Consider the following 20030-nt stretch of genomic DNA (forward strand, 5'->3'; position numbering starts at 1 on the left):
CTCTCATGCGGCTAACCACGCATCAGCCACGGCGACAATATCATTCGTCCGTACCGATTCCTGTGCTTGTTGCCGCAAACGCTCACGCTTATCCGCATCAAAAAACAGCTCATCAATTCCCGCAGCCAGCGCCATCACATTGCCTTTTTCCACCAACAAACCGTTCTCGCCTTGACGAATAATTTCGCGCGGCCCCGTCGGGCAATCAGTAGACACAATCGGGCAGCCCAAGGACAATGCCTCAATCAATACCAGCGGATAGCCTTCATAATCGCTGCTCATTACCTGAAACTCGGCTTTCGCCATGTACTTGTAGGGGTTCGCATCGAAACCCACTAGGATCACCCGTGCCTCCATACCCAGCGTTTTAATTTTCTGCTCCAGCAACGCTTGTTGCGAACCACGCCCAACAATCAACAGCTTACATTCATGTTGGGCTTTGCTACGTGCGAAGGCTTCAATCAGCAAATCAAACCGCTTTTGCTTTTCCAAACGCCCAACAGCAAGGATAAAACGCCCCTCAAACCCAAGCGCTTCCTGTGATTTTTCACGAATCAACCGCGTATTCACCGGGTTATAAATGCAATTCACATTGCGTAAATGCGCCTGTTTTTCGAGTAAACTCTGCATTTGCCGTGACACCGCAATCACCCGTTTCGCACGCGGATACAACCAGCGAAACGCCAGCCATTCGCTGCGGGTCATCGTGCCAGGGTCAAGGTGGATGGAAAGCACTGCATCTGGGCAAGCCAAGACGCACGGCACATTTGCCGCTTCCAAAAATGAGAAAATATGATCAAATTTTTCACGTTGAAACAACTGGCGGAACTGCCAAGCACGTTGCAGTAACAGGCTAATTTGGGTAAATAAACCACCTTGACGTTCGGGAATATCCAGATTAATCATCCGCACAGGCAAATCGTAGCGGGTAATATCCGGTGGCAAACGTGCAAACTTAATAACTGTAACGTCATAATCGCGTTGACGAAATTCCTCGGCAAGATCCGCCGCGACCTTTTCTGCACCACCCGGAGCAGCGAGTTCAGCAATCACAATAGCGATCTTTTTCATGTCGTCACGGATACCTTGTTAAAATATTTCGCATTAACTGCGTTATTTTTAATATAAAAATTCAGTGCGGTCAGCGCATAGGCAAACCAAACATACATCCGATCTTGCAGGGTCAGGGACATCTGCCCGATCACTACCACCAGTAACATCAGCAATAACAGCCAACGCTCATCACCCGGCAAACGCCAAGCCAAACTCAATGCAATGCCGATTACCGTCAGGTACAACACTACCCCGACAATGCCTTGCTCGGCGGTAATCGCCACAAAACTGTTATGCGCCGTATAGTCGACATTGTACGGGTTGATAATGCGCCGGAAAGACCCTAAGCCATGACCATAAAGCGGGCTTTCTTCCCATTCCTCATACGCATTCGCCCATATTACGCTGCGCTCATTCAAAGTACCGCTGGAAATCTCCTTTCCGGTCGAAAAGATGCGCTCAATGGTTTTTTGCGGAATCACATTCGCTGCCGCAATCAATGCCACCACCATCACCAACACACTAGCGGCTTTCCCCAACAAACCCGAACGCAGAATAGTAGGCAAAAATCCGGCAAGCCCCAACACCATTACCACTGCCCCCGTGCGCGAACCCGTGATCAAAATCGTAAACGCTGCCGCTGGCAAATAAGCCCCGCCCAACAAACGCCACCACCAAGGTTTCACCTGTGTCAGCAAATAAATCGCCAAGGGCATCACCATCGCTAATTTGACCGAGACTTCATTGGCATCGAATTGCTTAATGTGATGACGCACCGTAGTCGTGGTCACTTGGTAATCTTTGACCATTAAATACACCAGCCAAAACGATCCCAACACCAAAGCAATATACAGCTTATTAATATCTTGCACCGTTGTAACCAATTGAAACAGCAACAAGCTGATCACCAAAATATACAGATTACTTTTTAGTGCTTGATCACTACTCACCGCTTGCGTGGTTTCATAGGGAACCGGCATTGCCGACCAGGTATACGACAACATCACCCACGCCACATACAACAAAACCGCTGTATGAAACGCCCGCAGCGCATGAATGCCATTGCCCATAATTAACAATAGCGCTGTCAAACCAAACGCCATCAAGCCCGCAATTTTCACCAGCGACATCCCTGCCACTTCCACCGCGCCATCAGTAGGCAAGGCAAATACCAACACCATTATGAAAAATATTGCCGCTTGGCGTAAGTGATTCATAAACTTGCCAGACGTTCGCCCAACGCCTGCCGGACTTGCATTAATAAGGTGGGTTGGTTATCCCAATCGCCGAAATCACGCGCAATCCGCCCCAGTTGCTGGTTGACGAATTCGGTTTCACCCGCCTGCAACAACAGGTCGATGTACATATAATCTTCCACCGACTCGCGTATCCATTTCAGGCGCAACGATGCCAAGGGTGCATCAAATCCGGTTTGCGCCCGTTTCGCGGGGTACACCAATAAACCATCACCATTGAATACGATTCCCGGCGGATTAGTGCTGATAAAACTCGCCGCATCCTGCCAAATATCGGTATTTTCCGCCCATGCCAAGGTATCCCAATAGCCCAAACCGGTCACGCCATAACGGTGAAACAACCAAGTCGGAATCCGGTAATTAAGCGCAGGAAAATCTAATTGCCATACGGGAGGATAATTGCCCTTTAACACATCGGCACGCGGATTCACTTGCTGATACGCTTTGAAATCCAGTACCAAAGCAGTGTATGCCCACACTTCTTCACCCGCATTCAGCCGCTGTGCCGTGACATTTTTACCCAGATGATCCACGTCGCGCCACAAATCATAGAACTTCGGAATCCACACATCCACCGCCCCGGTCAACGAACCCAACGCAAGGTCTTCATTTAACGGCGGCTCACTCACCTGATAACGAATTTTTTCACCCTTTGGCAAGCGCATCTCATCAAAAAATTCACCCCAGCGCCGCGCATACGCATACGCCTCACGGGTATCTGGCTCATCCACAAACGACGGGTCGGTGTAACACCGGTCTGCGCCCGCGTGTGCCGCACACCAACCGGCATATTCCCGCATGAAACGCTGCGCCTTAGTCCGGTCTTTACCCAAAGGATCGGCAAACGGGTAGCTATCCGCAAACACATAGGTATACGCCGAAGCGTGTTTGTCCTGCATGTAATGGCGCATGTTTTCCGTCACTGTCCCCAAACCCGCAAACTCACGCTGAAAATCGGGTTTGCCATCTGCACCGGCTTCAGGTGAAGCATCCCACAAACTTTCCGGCGACAAATAATGATCCAGCATGAAATCATTGTAAGCGCGAATCAAACGGTTATCAGCCGCCGATTCCCCCGTGCGCTCAAACCCGTAAATTTCCGCCACCCGGTAGCCATTCGTGCCAAACACCGTGCGCAACGGCGAACGTGCAGGCAAGCTAAAACCCCACACCGTCAATTGCACTGGCAATTCGACTGAATCATGCCCATCCGCACTCACGGTCACTTTCGCGCTGTACACCCCCGGTTTAGTCTCAGCAGGCACATGCACATCCACCCACACCGGCAAGTTTTCACCTACACTCAAATTTTGCGGGAATGCCCGGTAAGCGCTGCTTACACCGGGGGATGTATTCACCGCTGGCAATAAAATATCCGGCCATGACTGTGGTGTGTAAGGCGAATGCGGGGAGGGCGTACTGACTTTCACATAACGTTCCCGAAAAACTTCCACACCCTCAATCACGTCTCCCGCTGCACTGCGCAACGGCGACAGGCTCACTTGCACATTTGCCGCGCCCGCTTGCCCTGCCGTGATGACAAACTGGAAACCCTCGTATTCATTGCGGGCAGCGAAAATCGCCACACTATCCGTACCCACGACTGGCTCGAAAGGCGCAAAGCGTTCCAATAGCCCAATCGCTTTCACCTGTAAACCCGGCAGTGACGGCTCAGGCGAACAAGCACTCAATCCCAGCACCAATAAAGCATAGCCATACCAACGCTTTACAGTGCCAGCCATTGTTCTGCCACCTTTTCAATATCCAGATACGCCACCGAGGGAAGCGCGTGTTGCTGGAAGTGCGCGTGTAAATCAGCATCAAGGCAAACCCGATCCAATGCCGTCGCCAACGCTTCCAGATCAGCGGTTGGCACTAATAAACCATTCTCACCGTCACGGATAATCTCACGCGGCCCGGTTTCACAATCGGTCGAAATCACCGGACGCCCTAGCCCCAAGGCTTCAATCAAAATCACCGGGAAACCTTCGTGCAAACTCGACAATACCAAACACTGTGCATTCGCAATATACGGGTAAGGGTTACGCATAAACCCCGGCATCAGCACCTGCCCTTCCAGATTTAAGCGCTTAATGTGTTGCTCCAGCGTCGCCCGCTCTGAACCTTCCCCTAAAATCAGCAACTTAAACGCTTGAGACGCTTGTGAATGTGCATAAGCCTCCAGTAAACCGGGAAAGTTTTTTTCAGGACTCAAGCGCCCTGCCGCCACAATATACGCGCCATCCACGTTAATGGCAGGACGCTCTTTGGCTAACTCACGAATGCGATACAAATTCACCGGGTTATACAAGCAATCAAGATTTTGCAAGCCTAGGTGTTGCTGAAAAATACGCATTCCTTCTCTGGAAACCGCGATGACTTTTTTAGCACGCGGGTACAACCACCGCGCAAACAGCCAATCAAACCGCGTGAAATTGCGTTCAGGGTTACAATGATTCGCCGCAATAGTTTGGCGACTCGCCAAGATGGAAGGAAAGTTGGCGTGTTCCATCACACTGATAATGGTATCAAATTGCTTGACGTTAAAAATGCGCCGAAGCTGGCTGGCACGATCCAAGAAATTGAACACCTTGGATAGAAACCCCGCTTTGGAAGGACACTGAATATCAATCAATTCTCCCGCATACGGGTAATAGCGTTGGCTGCCGTCAAACAGGATCAGCGTCACATCATGTTGCTTGGCAAACTGGAATGACAAATCAGACACCACTTTTTCTGCACCACCCATGCCCAGCGAGTAAACCACCAAAGCGATTTTTCTGCGTACCGTCATGAACTGATTACCAGCGGCTGGCTAAAAAAACGGTTTAACTTCACCACCCAGCGATCCACTCTCCCCAAACGGCGATGCACATGCACCGCATCCGCCACCGATACTGGCGAACTTACACCCAAGGTGTGCATTCCATTCATATCGTGCTGCCCATCGGGCAAATAATGGCTAACCAGTTGTTCACGGTAGGTATTCACATCCAATTGCTGAATCCGATTAATATTCAAGCCACGCCCATAGGTTCCCGCGCAATTTTGTGACGGTCGATACCATTGCCCTGCTGCATTAAAAATACGCCCTGCCGGACGCGCCCGCGCCGCACTTGCCACCACCGGATTTTGCGGATGAGGCTGCCATTTAGTACTCAACGGATCATCCGCATGAAACAAATACAAGGCTTCACTGGGTGAACAGCGTTGGTCCTGGCGCATACTCGCAAACAACCACCAACGCCCCTCGTATTCCATTAATGTCGCATCGTAGGCTTCCACACCGGTCATCAGATTCTTCTCAAACACCCAACGGTGCGGAAAGTCTTCGCATCGGTAAACCTCCACCGTATGATTGCCCGCCGTTTCGGGAATCATGTAATACTGCCCCTGATGCTGAAACACAAACGGATACGACAGGTGGTAGGGCTTTTCCAAAATAGTCACCGGGTCAGAATGCGAACCGTCGGCATTCAGCCGCACACAAGCCAAATGCCCAATGCCCCGTGCGTAAATCAATTCCTCAAAAAATACGTATTGTTCACCGGAGTACTCAACCACAAACGGGTCAGCCCAAAAACGGTCACGCGGCGGAATCCATTTACGAAATTGTTCCAATGCCCCCGCCTCTGTCAACGCTCCTGTGGCTTTACTGAGCAAAATCCATTGTTCCGCACGAAACAGGGAAATGAATAATTTATTGAGGAAATTATTGGGGTAACGCCATAACACTTGCAGTATCGCAGCCACACCGAAATGCGCTGTTTTTTCCGGCGGCGCTAATGCTAAGGGCTGCATCCGCACCTTCACGTTTTGAGAAAATGTATTTTCCCCAAGGTTCAGCAGTTCTTGTAAACGCTGCGGAATAAAGTCCGCCATTTTCCACAAGGTACGCTCGATCCCACGGTTAATTGAAGCCGCATCGGTGCTAGTCGTCGCAGCGAAAATATACTCAGGGGCAGTTTGACCAGCCATCCAACGCTCAAGACCTGAGAGTATCTCGGCTTGCTGATTAGCGTATTCCCGAATGCCGGTGTAACGATCGGAACACTCAAACGCCTGACCAAAAAAGTGCCGCCACACACCGTATGGAGCCACATCAACCAATTCAGCCAACGGTGTCTGCGTACTTAAATCAATCACCACATCCAACGTTTGCTGCTCAAGCAAAGTGTGGTAACGCTTGCCACCCGCATCGCAGCACCCCACATCCCCCAGTAAATGCAGAAAACTGGTGGGTTGCTGTGCCGCTACCGGGCATTTGAACAACTTACCATCAACATAATGCAAGGCATTCAATAAGGCGGCGTTAAGGCGTTGTAGCAGTGTCAACGCAACAGGCTGACGAAAAACAACCATCACCAAGTGCACACAACCGGATGCGAGTAAACGCTCCAGCATTTGATACTGCCATGCGGCAATGTATTCGCCCTCTACGACTAGGGCAGCCCTGAAAGCGTTCACAGACATTAACGACGCTCACTTACTATTGTTAGTCATTGTTACCGATTGCTTATGTCATTGCGCCACCCTGTACATAGGCGGCAGCGGTGGAATAAGCCACTTTGAGGAATTGCTTATCCTGAACAGACGGAATAATCACCTTGCAGCGGCTATCGGCTAATTGATAAATTAAGCGCTGCAAACGCTCAATATTAGCACTGCGGATACTCTCATTAACCAAACCGACCTCCACACTCACCAAAACGGGCTTCACCGTTTGGGCAAATTTCAGCGCTTGAGGCGAATCTGACAGACCATCAACCGCCAAGCGCACACCGAGTGCTTTCAACAGCTTAATAACTTTGCCAAATTGCGAGAGGTGCGCCATGCAATTCTGATAGGAAAGTGCCAATACTATCCGTTTCGCCGCATCCGGCGCAGCATTCAACAACTCGACTACCCGCTTTAGCTCGGTTTCATTATTCAGAATTGCACTGCCTACCGACACAAAAACCAGATAACTGGGCTTTTCATTCCCCTGAGATGACAGGTGCAGCACCACTTGCCCAAGATTCCAGTAATCCAACCGCGAACGCCCGTCCCCATTACCCAATTGTTTGACTAACGCGGCGTAGTCTAATTTCTGTGTCTTTTGTTGAAACTCAGGTTCTGCCAAATAAATACTCGGCAAGTTTTCCTTCATGCGCTGAAGTTTGTGGAAAACCATTTTCATCCCCGCCACGGCTGGCGGCACAATTGGCACAGTGTGTGAAACGCCGTTAGGTAGTGTGCGGGATAACTGCTCATGGTTAATGGCTGGTGCAACACGCGGCGCAGCCGCATTTTGCAAACGCTGCTCTGTAGCCTCCCAGGGGTTATCCTGCTTACGCAGGGAAACGCCTTTCAGCATATTGCGCTCCAGCGGGCGCACATGTAACTGGGTGCAGCGCTTGCCCTTAAGCACCGCCGGGATGAAACGGACTTCCCCACGCATCCGTTCACCCTCCAGCGTGCGTAAGGTAATCAATAAACGGTTAGAAGGCTTACTACCGACATCAGCCGACTTACTCATGGCTTCAAAGGTTTTGCGCTCCGGGCTATCCACCAAATGTGCCACCGGCATGGAACGCACTTCTGCCATGCTTTCAAACCCAAACAAGGTCACATAGGCATTGTTCGCATACAAATGCATTCCCTGAGAAATATAGGCAATCGCTTCCCATGAATAATCCACCAGCCAATGGCAGCGCAATTCCGCCACCCCCAACAAGTGTTTACAGTCACGAAAATCCTGTTTAATCGCGGAATAGCGCAGCAAAAAATCAATGTATTGGGAAAAGTATTCCAAGTCATTCAGCGGCAGGATACAAGACTCCACCCCCATCAACCAAGTCGTTAAACCCTGCCATTCATCACGCGCCACCCACACCAGCAAGGTATCAGGCGAATAACGCTGCAACGTCTCCAATAACTCAGTCGCTGGCTTGGTTTTATCGTGCGGGCAAAACAACAGGTGCGGCTGAAGCTCTTGCAACACGGGGATCAGTTGCTGCACTGATGCCACTTGTTTCAGCTCCAGCAGCATATCAGAATGGCGCAAGGCAGCATCCAGCGAGGCTGTTACCTCGACATCCTGATCAACGACAACACAATGTATCTTCTGCTTTCTCATACCACAGAAGATACGCATCACCTCATGACAAACCTAGATAAAGACCGATTATCGAGTATGACTAGGGGATGAACTGCGAGACGCGTGGTTTAAAGGGACTGCCACAATGAAGTAAAGTCATCCTCATCTTCTTCCAACCCTTTATCAACCAGTGTGGTAAAGCGGAAATACGCAAACGCCCCCAAACATTCATCCAGCAATACCAACCGCACCCGCTCTTCACGCTCGGCAAATTCCAAACGGATTTCATCGCTGACCTGAAAAATATAGGCGGGCAAAATCAACGCTGGGTCAGGGCGCACGCCCTCAATACTGGGCAACATCAAGCCTTCCTGTGGCATTTTCTGTGTCACCTGACGGTTCAGTACTTGCAACACTGACACCTCCATGATTTTGGTAGACAGCAATTCAACGCCGCTGCACAAACCCTTACCCGCGACAAATTCCATCCACTTAATCACACCGATCATCCAGACCGAACTTTCCGCGTTGAAGTCACGCAAGGCTACAATTTCACCCACTCGTGCACCCGACGCCTCCTTGCCTTCCCACCGCAAACCATAACCGCCCACACTGGTATTCATCACTCGCCATGTTTGGATACATGCCCCCTCATCCTCAGCTACCCGATGGATCACTGCTTTGCGTGCCTCGCCCTCATCTTCGTAATCACTCGCCATAAACACATTGAACAACATGTCTTCAGCTTCCGCATCCTCACTCGCTTCGGTTTTATGGGCGCGGCGAATCACCGACAACACATCCGGCATCCGCGTGACCATGCCAATCTGCTCATTTTTCGGAAAGCGGTTATAACTGCGGTTCTGCACCGCCGTCAGGTGATAAATGACCCGCTTGGCAAGGTTACGGCTCAAACCTTCCTGAAGGATCATGGCGGGTACACCCTTCGCCTCCAGCTCACGGATGTGCGCATCCATCTGCGCCACCAACGCACTCAAATTCAGCACCCGCACCGTGGGTGAATGTGGCAAATCACTCGCCAACATCATCACTGCCGGTTCGTCACTATTGAGAATCGCGGCATGAACATAAGCCCCCATCTGTTCCCCACCAGTATCCCGTGAAATCATCACCACATGCGTGTATTGCGTGAAATACTGCATTAAACGCCCAGCTTCCCCCTGACGTAAGCAGTAAGGTTTGGCCAGCGCCAACAAATTCATCTGGGTGTAGCGGGTTTCAATCGTTGGTGCGCCGGGGGCAGCATCCCGCAAAGCAATCTTTTCCACGCCATTTTCAACCGCCAATAAATAGAGGTGGTGAATGTCGTGCCACAAGGTTTCGCGGGTGCGCACATAGACCGAATACGTGAGCAATAGCACCTTGCCCATGAAATCCAGCGCCCGATAAATCGCCAGTTGCAAGGACTTTTTATTGCCCTCTTTTTTGGTCATCATATCCAACGCCGCGACTTGATACGACCCGGCAAACTCCAGCATCAACGACTGGGTAAGCTCAAAAATCTTCTGACTTTTCAAGGTTAAGGGGAATGCCCGCGCCTCCAAGTGACGTTGTAATGCCTCCAGCGCCACATCAACGGCGGGGCGCAACATTTCACTGATCTGCAAACGTGCCATTGCAGGCAACGCCCGCCGGTTCAAATCCACCAGACCGTGAAAAATTCGCCGTGTGGTTTCACCGGGGTCAGTCAATGGCAAGGCGGCAATCCACTCACGCGCCTTGCTGGGTGACAGGGGAATAAATCGATGGTTGGAAATCTGCGCTTCTTCGGTAGCCATGTTCGCTGTGTCCACTATTATTTTTTATATATCTTCCGAGTGTAACAGCACGCCAGACAACAGGCGAACATGAGGCGACAATCGCGGCATTCCCCCTCAGGTTTTCAGCAAGGATAAAGGCAACACAGCCAGCAAGCCCCGTAAATTCCAATACCCCGCTACCCCGACCAACAGACTGCCCAACACTGTCCCGATAAGCAGCGGCAATAAATTCAGGCGCATATCCAGATCAAACAAGGAATACGCCAACACATTGCCCGCCGTTAATGCCAGCAACCCAGCTAACGCGCCCGCCAATGCCCCCAGCAATAAAAACTCCCCCCAAATACGCCGTTGCAGCAATGCCCGCCCTGCCCCCAAGGATTTAAGGATCGCCAATTCACGCCGCCGCTCCGCCTTTTGGGACTGCAACGCTGCCACCAATACCACCACCCCGGCAATCAGGGTGAACACAAAAATCCCCTGTACCGCCAGACTCACTTGCCCCACCAGTGAACGCACTTCGTTCACAATCGCCCCCACATCAATCGCGGTCACGCTGGGAAACTGGCGAATCAACGCCGTCACCAACGGCTTTTGCTCACCCAAATGGACGCTGGTAATCAACGTTTGCGGCAAGGCATCCACACTGCCCGGTGCAGCAATCACAAAGAAATTTGGCTGCATACTGTCCCAACGCACTTCGCGCACACTGGTCACGGTATCGCTCAGCCGTTGCCCCGCAATATCAAACGTCAGCTTGTCGCCCATGCCAAAGCTTAAGGTTTCACCAATACCCTGCTCAATCGACAAACCGCCCCGCTTCCCGTCAAACCATTCTCCCTCCAATAAGGCATTACTCGCCGGAAACGTTGCAAACGATGACAGGTTAAATTCACGTTCCAGCAAACGTTGCGCCCGCTGTTCCTGATAATCATCTGCCTTCACGGGTTTGCCGTTGATTTCCACCAAACGCCCCCGAATCATCGGGTATAGATTCGTTTTCACGCCACGCTCATTCAAGAAACGTTGCAACGGCTCCGCTTCTGCCGGTTGGATATTAATCAGGAAATGATCCGGTGCATCCGCTGGCAAAGTTTGCTCCCAACGATCCAGCAAATCGGTACGCACCGTGGTCAACAACAGCAACGCAAACAATCCCGTGGCAAACACCACCACCAACAGCACCGCCCGTTTGGAACGCCCTAACGCAGGCAACCAACCCCAACCGGCACGTTTACCCACATTCTGTACCAAGCGCAAACCCGCCCCCGCCAATGCCACAAACAAACCAATTCCAACGATCAGCCCGACCAGCAATAATCCCGCCAGCAGCACATCCCGCGCCTGCAACCACAGCAGGCCAAACACCGCCGACACCAAACACACCACCACCAACCAGGTTGATTGCTGCGTTCCTTGCAACGCACCTTGCAAAATTTGCATCGGCGAGGTATTGACCAAGCGCAATAACGGCGGCAACGCAAACCCCAGCAGCAACACCACCGCCGTCAATAAACCGCTCAACGCAGGCATGGCACTCGGTGCAGGCAATTCCTTACCCACAAAGCGGCTCAACCACTCCGCCAAGCCAAACTGCAACAGCAAGCCCAATGCCACCCCAATCGCGGCTGCCAGCAACGCCGTCAACAACAGCGAAAACGCATAATCCACCAACACTTGCCGCCGCGACATTCCCATCGCTTTCAACACCGCCACCGCAGGCAATTCCCGCCGCATCAAACTCGCGGAAGTCAGCACCACTGCCGCCCCCGCTAATACCACACTCAATAATGCCGCCAACCCCAAGAAACGCCCCGAACGCTGCAAGGTTTGCTGCACCGATGCCAAATCTTCATCCAAGGTGCGTACCCGCTCCGTCGGCTTTAATTGCGGTTCAAGATCCTGCTGCAACTGCTTAATCAGCTTGAGTTCCCCAGCAAACAACTGATTGAAACGCGCCCGACTTGCAGGCGACAACAATTGCGTAGCGGGCAAATCCTCCAGATTCATCAACACTACCGGCGCAAGCTGGAACAAATTGCTGCTACGATCCGGCTCTTGCGTCACCACCCGCGTCAATGTGAAAGTACTACGCCCCAAGGTCACGGTTGCCCCCGGCTGCACGCCCAATTCGGCGAACAACCGCGCTTCTGCCCAAATCTCACCTTTTGCAGGCACACTTCCGGTGGAAAGCACTTCAGCCGCATTCGGTGCAGCAGCCGTTTTCAAATCACCCCGCAAGGGATAAGCGCTGGAAACCGCTTTCAATTGCGTCAGTTGCAACTTCTCACCGATTGATGCCATGCTGGGAAAACTCACAGTTTCCGCCGTTTCCAACCCCAATGCTTGTGCCTGTTGCACATAAGCCTTATCCAACGGGCGTGCTGCCGTCAGTACCAAATCACCACCCAAAAGCTGACGGGCTTGCGCCTGCATGGCATTTTCCACCCGGCTTGCAAAAAAGCCCACCGACGTCACTACCGTCACCGACACCACCAATGCCAGCAATAACAAACGCAACTCCGGCATCCGCCAGCGTTGTTGCCAATGTTGAAACAGCAACTTCATACCAGCGTCCCCTCTTCCATCCGATAATGTCGCTGGCAACGTGCCGCCAAGGTATCATCGTGCGTCACCAATACCAAGGTCGTTTGGAATTTTTCCTGCAACGCAAACAGCAATTCACTGATTTCATGCCCCGTGGCGCGGTCAAGATTGCCGGTTGGCTCATCCGCGAACAAAATTTGTGGGCGAGTCACAAACGCCCGCGCCAATGCCACCCGTTGCTGCTCCCCGCCCGAAAGCTGGTTCGGGTAATGGCTCAAACGCTCACCCAACCCCACTTGCTGCAAGGCTTCGATGGCTCTTTGCTCCTTCCCCCCTTGCGGAGGAAGGCTGGGATGGGGGGTAAGATCCAATGGCAACATGACATTTTCCAACGCCGTTAAATTTTCCAATAAATGAAACGCTTGAAACACAAACCCGACCCGCCCCAGCCGCAACGCTGCCCGCTGGTCTTCATCCAAACCGTCAAGGTTTTGCCCAAATAACATGACCGTACCGCTGGTCGGCAAATCCAAACCCGCCAGCAAACCCAGCAAGGTGCTTTTGCCCGAACCCGATAGCCCAGTAATCGCAACCGACTCGCCCGTGTCAATAGCAAGGCTTACGCCTCGGAGAATTTGCAATTCACGTCCCGCTTGGGGGATAGTTTTGACCAAGTTAGTGGTCTGAATAATCGTTTTGTTCATATTCTTAAGGAATCCGTTGATGTTACGCACACTTTACCTGATCTTTTGCCTATGCGGTTTTTTACCAGTCACGACTGTGGTTATGGCGGATGAGACCACCCCTACCAGCAAAAATTCCTCAACCTTATTGGTCTGGGGGGATAGCTTGAGCGCTGCGTATGGCATTCCAGTCGAAAAAGGCTGGGTCAGCTTGTTACAAACCAAACTGGGCGACCATTATAAGGTGGTGAATGGCAGCATCAGCGGCGAAACCACCGCAGGCGGCTTGACCCGTTTACCGGAAGCACTCAAACAGCACGACCCCGATTATGTCTTGCTGGAACTCGGTGCAAATGACGGCTTGCGCGGCATCGACTTGCCTACCATGCGCCGCAATCTGGAACAGATGATTACGCTCTCGCAAGCTGCTGATACCAAGGTCATCTTGCTAGGCATCCAGTTACCACCCAATTACGGCACAACTTTCACTGAAAAGTTTAGCGCCACCTACACCGACCTAGCCAAACAGTATACACTTCCCTTGCTGCCTTTCCTGCTGGACGGTATTGCGGAAAATTGGGATTTGATGCAAGCGGATGGCTTACATCCCACGGCGGAAGCCCAACCACAAATACTGGAAAATGTCTGGAAAGTATTAGAAGCAGCACTCTAGGGGCAAATCTGGAGCAAAACATCCTTCACGCTTGGGCATGAATCTTGCTAGATGTATTACAACAATAAGGTTTGCAGGCTGTTGACAGCCGCTGTTTACAACATCGACTCCTGACTGGAATAAGTCTATGAAAAAAGAATGGAATCAGTATGATCCCGGTTCGTTGTATGACGAATTGATTGCTGCGGTGCATCAACCGCGCGAAGCCAGCTACAAGCTGGTCGAGTATCTGCGTCACCTCACCCCCGACCGTTTCCGCCAATGTGTGCAGGAATCCGAGGCTGTTATCCGTGAAATGGGCATAACGTTCACGGTTTACAGCGATGCGGGCAACATTGACCGCGCTTGGCCGTTTGACATTATTCCGCGCATTATCCCTGCAGCAGAATGGGATTGCACCGAAATAGGGCTGAAGCAACGCATACGTGCACTAAATATGTTCATTCAGGACATCTACAACGGTGGCAAAATCCTCAAAGACGGCGTAATGCCCGCTGACATCGTGCTGCAATCGAAAGGCTACCGCAAAGCGTGCATCGGCATGACCCCGCCGCACGGTGTTTGGGCAAATATTTGCGGCTCTGATTTGGTACGGCACAGTGATGGTGTGCTGTACGTGCTGGAAGACAACCTGCGAGTGCCGTCTGGCGTGGCGTATATGCTGGAAAACCGCAATATCACCAAAAGGGTGCTGCCGGAAATTTTCAATACCCTGCCGATTCGTCCGGTGAGCAATTACCCCGCGCAATTGTACGAAATGCTCGCCTCATTGCGCCCTGATCTGGATGACCCGACCATCGCATTGATGACCCCCGGTATCTACAACTCCGCCTACTTTGAACACGCATTCCTTGCGCAACAAGCGGGTTTGGTGTTGCTGGAAGGCGCGGATTTGGTGGTGGGTAAAGACGAATACGTCTACATGAAAACCATTAAAGGCTTGGAGCGCGTTGACGTGATCTACCGCCGTATTGATGACGATTTCATTGACCCAGAAGTGTTCCGTGAAGATTCGATGCTCGGTGTGCCCGGTATTATGCGTGCATGGAAAGCGGGCAAGGTTGCCATTGCTAATGCACCGGGATGTGGCGTGGCAGATGATAAAGTCATCTACGCTTACGTGCCGGACATGATTCGCTATTATCTCGGCGAAGAACCAACGCTGCCGAACGTGCCAACCTACGTGTGCCGTCGCGATAAAGACCGCGAATACGTGCTGGAACATTTGGCAGAATTAGTGGTAAAACCTGCCAACGAATCTGGCGGTTACGGCATGTTGGTCGGCCCCCATTCCACGGCTGAAAAAGTTGAGGAATTCCGCAAGCTGATTCAGGAAGACCCTAACAATTACATTGCTCAGCCGACCTTGAGCCTATCGGTGACGCCGACTTCGTGCGAAACCGATACTGAAGCTGACGTGCATCGTCGTACCACTGATCCGAAAAGCCGTATCAAAATTGCGCCGCGCCATGTGGATTTACGTCCGTTCATCCTCAGTGGTAAGGACATCTTTGTCACACCGGGCGGCTTGACCCGCGTGGCACTGGTGGAAGGTTCATTGGTGGTGAATTCGTCGCAAGGCGGCGGCAGCAAAGACACTTGGATTGTGGGCGATGTCGTGGAAGGGGAGGAAGTCTGATGTTATCCCGTGTAGCTGAACGTGTTTACTGGATGGCACGTTACTTAGAACGTGCCGAAAAAACCGCCCGCCTGATCAACGTGCATACCGCGTTGCTGATGGATTTACCGGGGCGCATGGAAATCAACTGGTTCACCCTGATTCGCTTGTTCAACGCTGAAAAGGTTTTCAGCGAACATTACGAGCGCGGCAATGAAGCCAATATCATGCAATTCCTGATTGCGGACATCAATAATCCATCGTCGTTGGCAACCTCGCTGGCGAATGTGCGCGAAAACGTGCGCACCTCGCTGGATGTGTTGCCGGAAGAAATCTGGGCACAGGCCAACCAGATTCATTTGCTGATGACCAATAGCTTGCCGCGCATTGCTGACCGTTACGCGCGGCAGATTTTCCTGCGTGAAGTCATGAAGCATTGCCAGTGCATCCGTGGTGCATTGGATAGTCACATGAGCCGTGACCACAGCTTCGATTTCATGCAAATCGGTAAACATCTGGAACGTACCGACATGACCAGCCGGATTCTGGAAATGACATCCTTGCTGTTGTCGGATGATCGTAGCGACACGCTGCGTAAATATGACGGCATCTTGTGGACAAACTTGTTGCAAGCCTTGAGTGCGCGGCAGATGTATTTGCAGCACATCCATTCACGGGTCGAAGGCGCGAGCGTGATGCGCTTTTTGATGAACGACAACGCATTCCCCGGCTCGGTGGGTTATTCCTTGGCGGCAATGAGCCGTCGGATGCGCTATTTGCCTGACCCCGACATGCCGATGACGATGGCGCAACGGGTGCTGGAGCATTCGCAAGCACAAGATGTTGGTGCGATTCCCGCAGAACATGTACACACCTTGATGGACTATTTGCAGAGCGAACTGGGCGTATTGCACGCCGAGATTGCCAAGACATGGTTTTATCCTGATCGTAGTGGTCAACAGCAAACACAAGGGCTTTAAATGAGTATTCACGTCGCTTTAAACCATTACACCGGGTACAAATTTGATCGCCCGGTAAGCCTGTCGCCGCATGTGGTGCGCTTGCGCCCAGCGGTGCATTCGCGCACGCCGATTCTGGCGTATTCGTTAAAAATCAAGCCGGAAAAGCATTACATCAACTGGCAGCAAGATCCGTTCGGTAACTGGCTGGCACGACTGGTATTCCCGGAAAAGACCATGGAATTCAGCGTGGAAGTCGATGTCATAGCCGATATGGTGACGATCGACCCGTTCGATTTCTTCGTGGAAGATTACGCCATGAAGTACCCGTTCAAGTACGACAAAGCGTTACAGAAAGAGCTGATTCCGTACTTGGAAATTGCCGAAGACGGCGAATTATTGAAGGAATGGCTGAAGGGTGTTGATCACAAGCAGCCGAATACCGTGCTGTTTTTGGTGGCGATTAACAGCCGTTTGCAGCAGGACATTGGTTACAACATCCGCCTCGAACCGGGGGTGCAATCGTGTGAGGAAACGCTGACCAAGAAAACGGGGTCTTGCCGCGATTCGGCGTGGTTGCTGGTGCAAATTTTGCGGCATTTAGGCTTGGCGGCGCGGTTTGTGTCGGGCTATTTGGTGCAATTGACGGCTGACCAAAAGGCGTTGGATGGCCCTAGCGGGACAGAAGTGGATTTCACCGATTTGCACGCTTGGACAGAAGTGTATTTGCCGGGTGCAGGCTGGATCGGGCTTGACCCAACGTCGGGGCTGTTTGCAGGTGAGGGGCATATTCCGTTGGCGTGTACGCCTTCGCCTAGCAGTGCTGCGCCGATTGATGGTTTCACCGATAAATGCGAAGTCGAGTTTGATTTCCATAATAATGTGCGCCGCATTCTTGAAGACCCGCGTGTGACTAAGCCGTATTCGGATGAGCAGTGGGCGGATGTGCTGGCACTGGGCAATCAGGTCGAAGCCGATTTGGTGCGTGGCGATGTGCGCTTGACGATGGGCGGTGAGCCGACCTTCGTTTCCATCGACGATATGGATGGTGCGGAGTGGAATACAGCAGCCTTGGGCGAACACAAGCGCGAACGGGCGGGTGTGTTGTTGCGGCGGATGCAGAAGGTGTTTGCGCCGGGCAGTGCGCTGCAATTTGGGCAGGGCAAGTGGTATCCGGGTGAACCGTTCCCGCGTTGGGCGTTGGGTTGTTTCTGGCGACCGGACGGCGTGCCAGTGTGGAAAGATCCCGCACTGGTGGCGGACGATCAGAAGGATTATGGCTACAACGATAAGCACGCCAAGGTGTTTGCCGAAACGGTGTGCGCCAAGTTGGCGTTGAACAAAAAGTACCTCGTGCCGGGTTACGAAGACCGTTTGTATTATTTGTGGAAAGAGGCGAATCAGCCTGCGAATGTGGATTGGTTGACCCTGAATTTGCGGGATAGTAAGCACCGGAACGATTTAGTGATGGCGTTGCAGCGCGGGTTGGATGTGCCGACGGGGTACGCGCTGCCGTTGCGTTGGGATGATGCGACGAAAAGCTGGGCGAGTGCGCCGTGGGAATTCCGCCGCCAAGAGATGTATTTGATTCCGGGCAATTCGCCGATGGGTTTCCGCCTGCCACTGGATAGTTTGGCGTGGACGGCTGAAGACGAGCGTGAAGTCGAAGCGCAGCCTTGCCCGTTTGAAGATCGCCCGGCGTTGGCAGATTTCCACGGCGAAGTCGAGCAGCGTTACAGCGCGTATGTTGCCCCGCCTGAGTCGACGTTGCAGCACGCGGATGCGACCAAAACGATGGTGAAGGAATGGCGCGAAGTGCCGCGTACTACCTTGTGTGTGCAGGCGCGGGAAGGGCGTTTGTATGTGTTCCTGCCGCCGCTGCATTTCCTGGAGCATTATCTGGATTTGGTGGCGACGCTGGAAACCACCGCTGCTGAATTGAAGATGCCGATTTTGCTGGAAGGCTACGAGCCGCCGTCTGATCCGCGCTTGAAGTCGTTTAAGGTTACGCCTGATCCGGGTGTTATCGAGGTGAATATTCATCCGGCGACGACGTGGCAGGAATTGGTTCAGAATACTGAGCTGTTGTACGAAGAGGCACGGTTGTCACGGCTAGGCGCGGAAAAATTCATGCTGGATGGGCGGCATACCGGCACGGGCGGTGGCAATCACGTCACACTGGGTGCGGCTACGCCGAGCGATAGCCCGTTCTTGCGTCAGCCGGATGTGTTGCGCAGTTTGTTGACGTTCTGGCAGCACCATCCGGCGCTGTCTTATCTGTTTTCGGGGATGTTCTTGGGGCCGACCAGCCAAGCGCCACGGGTAGATGAGGCGCGGGATGAGAGTTTGTATGAGCTGGAAATTGCGTTCCAACAAATGCCGAGCGGACACAATGATCAGCCCTGGTTGGTTGACCGTTTGCTGCGTAACTTGCTGATTGATATTACCGGCAATACGCATCGGGCGGAGTTCTGCATCGACAAGCTGTATTCACCGGATTCTTTCAGCGGTCGCCAAGGCTTGCTGGAATTCCGTGGCTTTGAAATGCCGCCTCATGCGCGGATGTCGCTGGTGCAGATGTTGCTGATTCGTACCCTGATGGTGCGTTTCTGGAATACGCCGTATGCGCATCGGCTGGTGCGTTGGGGCACTGCATTGCACGACCGTTTCATGCTGCCGCATTACGTGTGGGAAGACATGAAGGACGTGTGTGCGGATTTGCAGGCGGCTGGCTATCCGTTCCAATTGGAATGGCTCGCGCCGTTCCACGAGTTCCGTTTCCCGGTGTATGGACGAGTGCAATATTGCGGCATTGAGCTGGAATTGCGTGCGGCGCTGGAGCCGTGGAATGTGTTGGGCGAGGAATTGAGTAGCCAAGGCACGGCGCGGTTTGTGGATTCGTCGCTGGAACGGGTGCAGGTGAAAATCAACGGCTTGACCGATTCGCGCTATGTGGTGGCGTGTAATGGGCGACGTGTGCCGATGAAGGCGACGGGCGTGAAGGGTGAGTATGTGGCGGGGGTGCGTTTCCGCGCTTGGCAGCCGCCTTCCGCGTTGCATCCGACCATTGGGATTCATGCGCCGCTGGTGTTCGACATTATTGATACGTGGAATGGGCGTTCGGTGGGTGGTTGCACTTACCATGTGTCGCATCCGGGCGGGCGCAATTCCGAGATCTTCCCAGTGAATGCGTATGAAGCGGAAAGTCGGCGCTTCTCGCGTTTCCGTGAGGAGCATACGCCGGGTGTGATTGAGCCGAAGTTCTTGTCGGAGGCGACGCGGGCGTTCTATGAGCATGGGGCGAAGCCGCAGCCGATGAGTCCGCCGCCGGAAGAGGTGAATGCGGATTATCCGTATACGCTGGATTTACGGCGGGGGTAA

At 52.6% G+C, this 20030-nt stretch carries 13 protein-coding genes; 4 read left to right on the plus strand and 9 right to left on the minus strand.

The features are described 5' to 3' along the window. Nucleotides 1–3 precede the first annotated feature (3 nt). The 9 genes from L2Y54_RS15370 to L2Y54_RS15410 all read right to left on the minus strand — a co-directional run bounded on the left by L2Y54_RS15370 (nucleotide 4) and on the right by L2Y54_RS15410 (nucleotide 13420). Nucleotides 4–1071, minus strand: a complete 1068-nt coding sequence (locus L2Y54_RS15370) for a glycosyltransferase (RefSeq protein ID WP_236497318.1) — start codon at nucleotides 1069–1071, stop codon at nucleotides 4–6. After that, entirely contained in the window at nucleotides 1068–2270 is a 1203-nt protein-coding gene (locus L2Y54_RS15375; protein WP_236497321.1) for an O-antigen ligase family protein, read from the minus strand. Before L2Y54_RS15375 ends, L2Y54_RS15370 begins: the two co-directional genes overlap by 4 nt. Then, entirely contained in the window at nucleotides 2267–4051 is a 1785-nt protein-coding gene (locus L2Y54_RS15380; RefSeq protein ID WP_236497322.1) for a DUF4091 domain-containing protein, read from the minus strand. The genes L2Y54_RS15375 and L2Y54_RS15380 overlap by 4 nt, the downstream gene beginning before the upstream one ends. Further along, complete coding sequence (locus L2Y54_RS15385) at nucleotides 4036–5103, minus strand: glycosyltransferase (RefSeq protein WP_236497323.1); 1068 nt, start codon at nucleotides 5101–5103, stop codon at nucleotides 4036–4038. Before L2Y54_RS15385 ends, L2Y54_RS15380 begins: the two co-directional genes overlap by 16 nt. Continuing rightward, nucleotides 5100–6782, minus strand: coding sequence for a glucosamine inositolphosphorylceramide transferase family protein (locus L2Y54_RS15390; protein WP_236497325.1), 1683 nt, complete (start codon nucleotides 6780–6782; stop codon nucleotides 5100–5102). The genes L2Y54_RS15385 and L2Y54_RS15390 overlap by 4 nt, the downstream gene beginning before the upstream one ends. A 43-nt stretch (nucleotides 6783–6825) precedes the next feature. Then, a complete protein-coding gene (locus tag L2Y54_RS15395) occupies nucleotides 6826–8427 on the minus strand; it encodes an EAL domain-containing protein (protein ID WP_236497327.1) in 1602 nt (533 codons plus the stop codon). Nucleotides 8428–8516: 89 nt separating this feature from the next. After that, nucleotides 8517–10187, minus strand: a complete 1671-nt coding sequence (locus L2Y54_RS15400) for a hypothetical protein (protein ID WP_236497328.1) — start codon at nucleotides 10185–10187, stop codon at nucleotides 8517–8519. Nucleotides 10188–10283: 96 nt separating this feature from the next. Then, the gene (locus L2Y54_RS15405; protein ID WP_236497329.1) at nucleotides 10284–12737 is read right to left on the minus strand and encodes an ABC transporter permease; all 2454 of its coding nucleotides are present in this window, start codon (nucleotides 12735–12737) and stop codon (nucleotides 10284–10286) included. Continuing rightward, complete coding sequence (locus tag L2Y54_RS15410) at nucleotides 12734–13420, minus strand: ABC transporter ATP-binding protein (protein WP_236497330.1); 687 nt, start codon at nucleotides 13418–13420, stop codon at nucleotides 12734–12736. Before L2Y54_RS15410 ends, L2Y54_RS15405 begins: the two co-directional genes overlap by 4 nt. Before the next feature lie 19 nt (nucleotides 13421–13439). Here L2Y54_RS15410 and L2Y54_RS15415 point away from each other — a divergent pair, with 19 nt between their 5' ends. The 4 genes from L2Y54_RS15415 to L2Y54_RS15430 all read left to right on the plus strand — a co-directional run bounded on the left by L2Y54_RS15415 (nucleotide 13440) and on the right by L2Y54_RS15430 (nucleotide 20030). Then, on the plus strand, nucleotides 13440–14072 hold the full coding sequence (locus tag L2Y54_RS15415; protein WP_311196198.1) for an arylesterase: 633 nt from the start codon (nucleotides 13440–13442) through the stop codon (nucleotides 14070–14072). A gap of 127 nt (nucleotides 14073–14199) precedes the next feature. Then, entirely contained in the window at nucleotides 14200–15711 is a 1512-nt protein-coding gene (locus L2Y54_RS15420; RefSeq protein ID WP_236497331.1) for a circularly permuted type 2 ATP-grasp protein, read from the plus strand. Then, nucleotides 15711–16670, plus strand: a complete 960-nt coding sequence (locus L2Y54_RS15425; protein WP_236497332.1) for an alpha-E domain-containing protein — start codon at nucleotides 15711–15713, stop codon at nucleotides 16668–16670. The genes L2Y54_RS15420 and L2Y54_RS15425 overlap by 1 nt, the downstream gene beginning before the upstream one ends. Then, the gene (locus L2Y54_RS15430; protein ID WP_236497333.1) at nucleotides 16671–20030 is read left to right on the plus strand and encodes a transglutaminase family protein; all 3360 of its coding nucleotides are present in this window, start codon (nucleotides 16671–16673) and stop codon (nucleotides 20028–20030) included.

Source organism: Thiothrix winogradskyi (assembly GCF_021650935.1).
Taxonomy (GTDB): Bacteria; Pseudomonadota; Gammaproteobacteria; order Thiotrichales; family Thiotrichaceae; genus Thiothrix; species Thiothrix winogradskyi.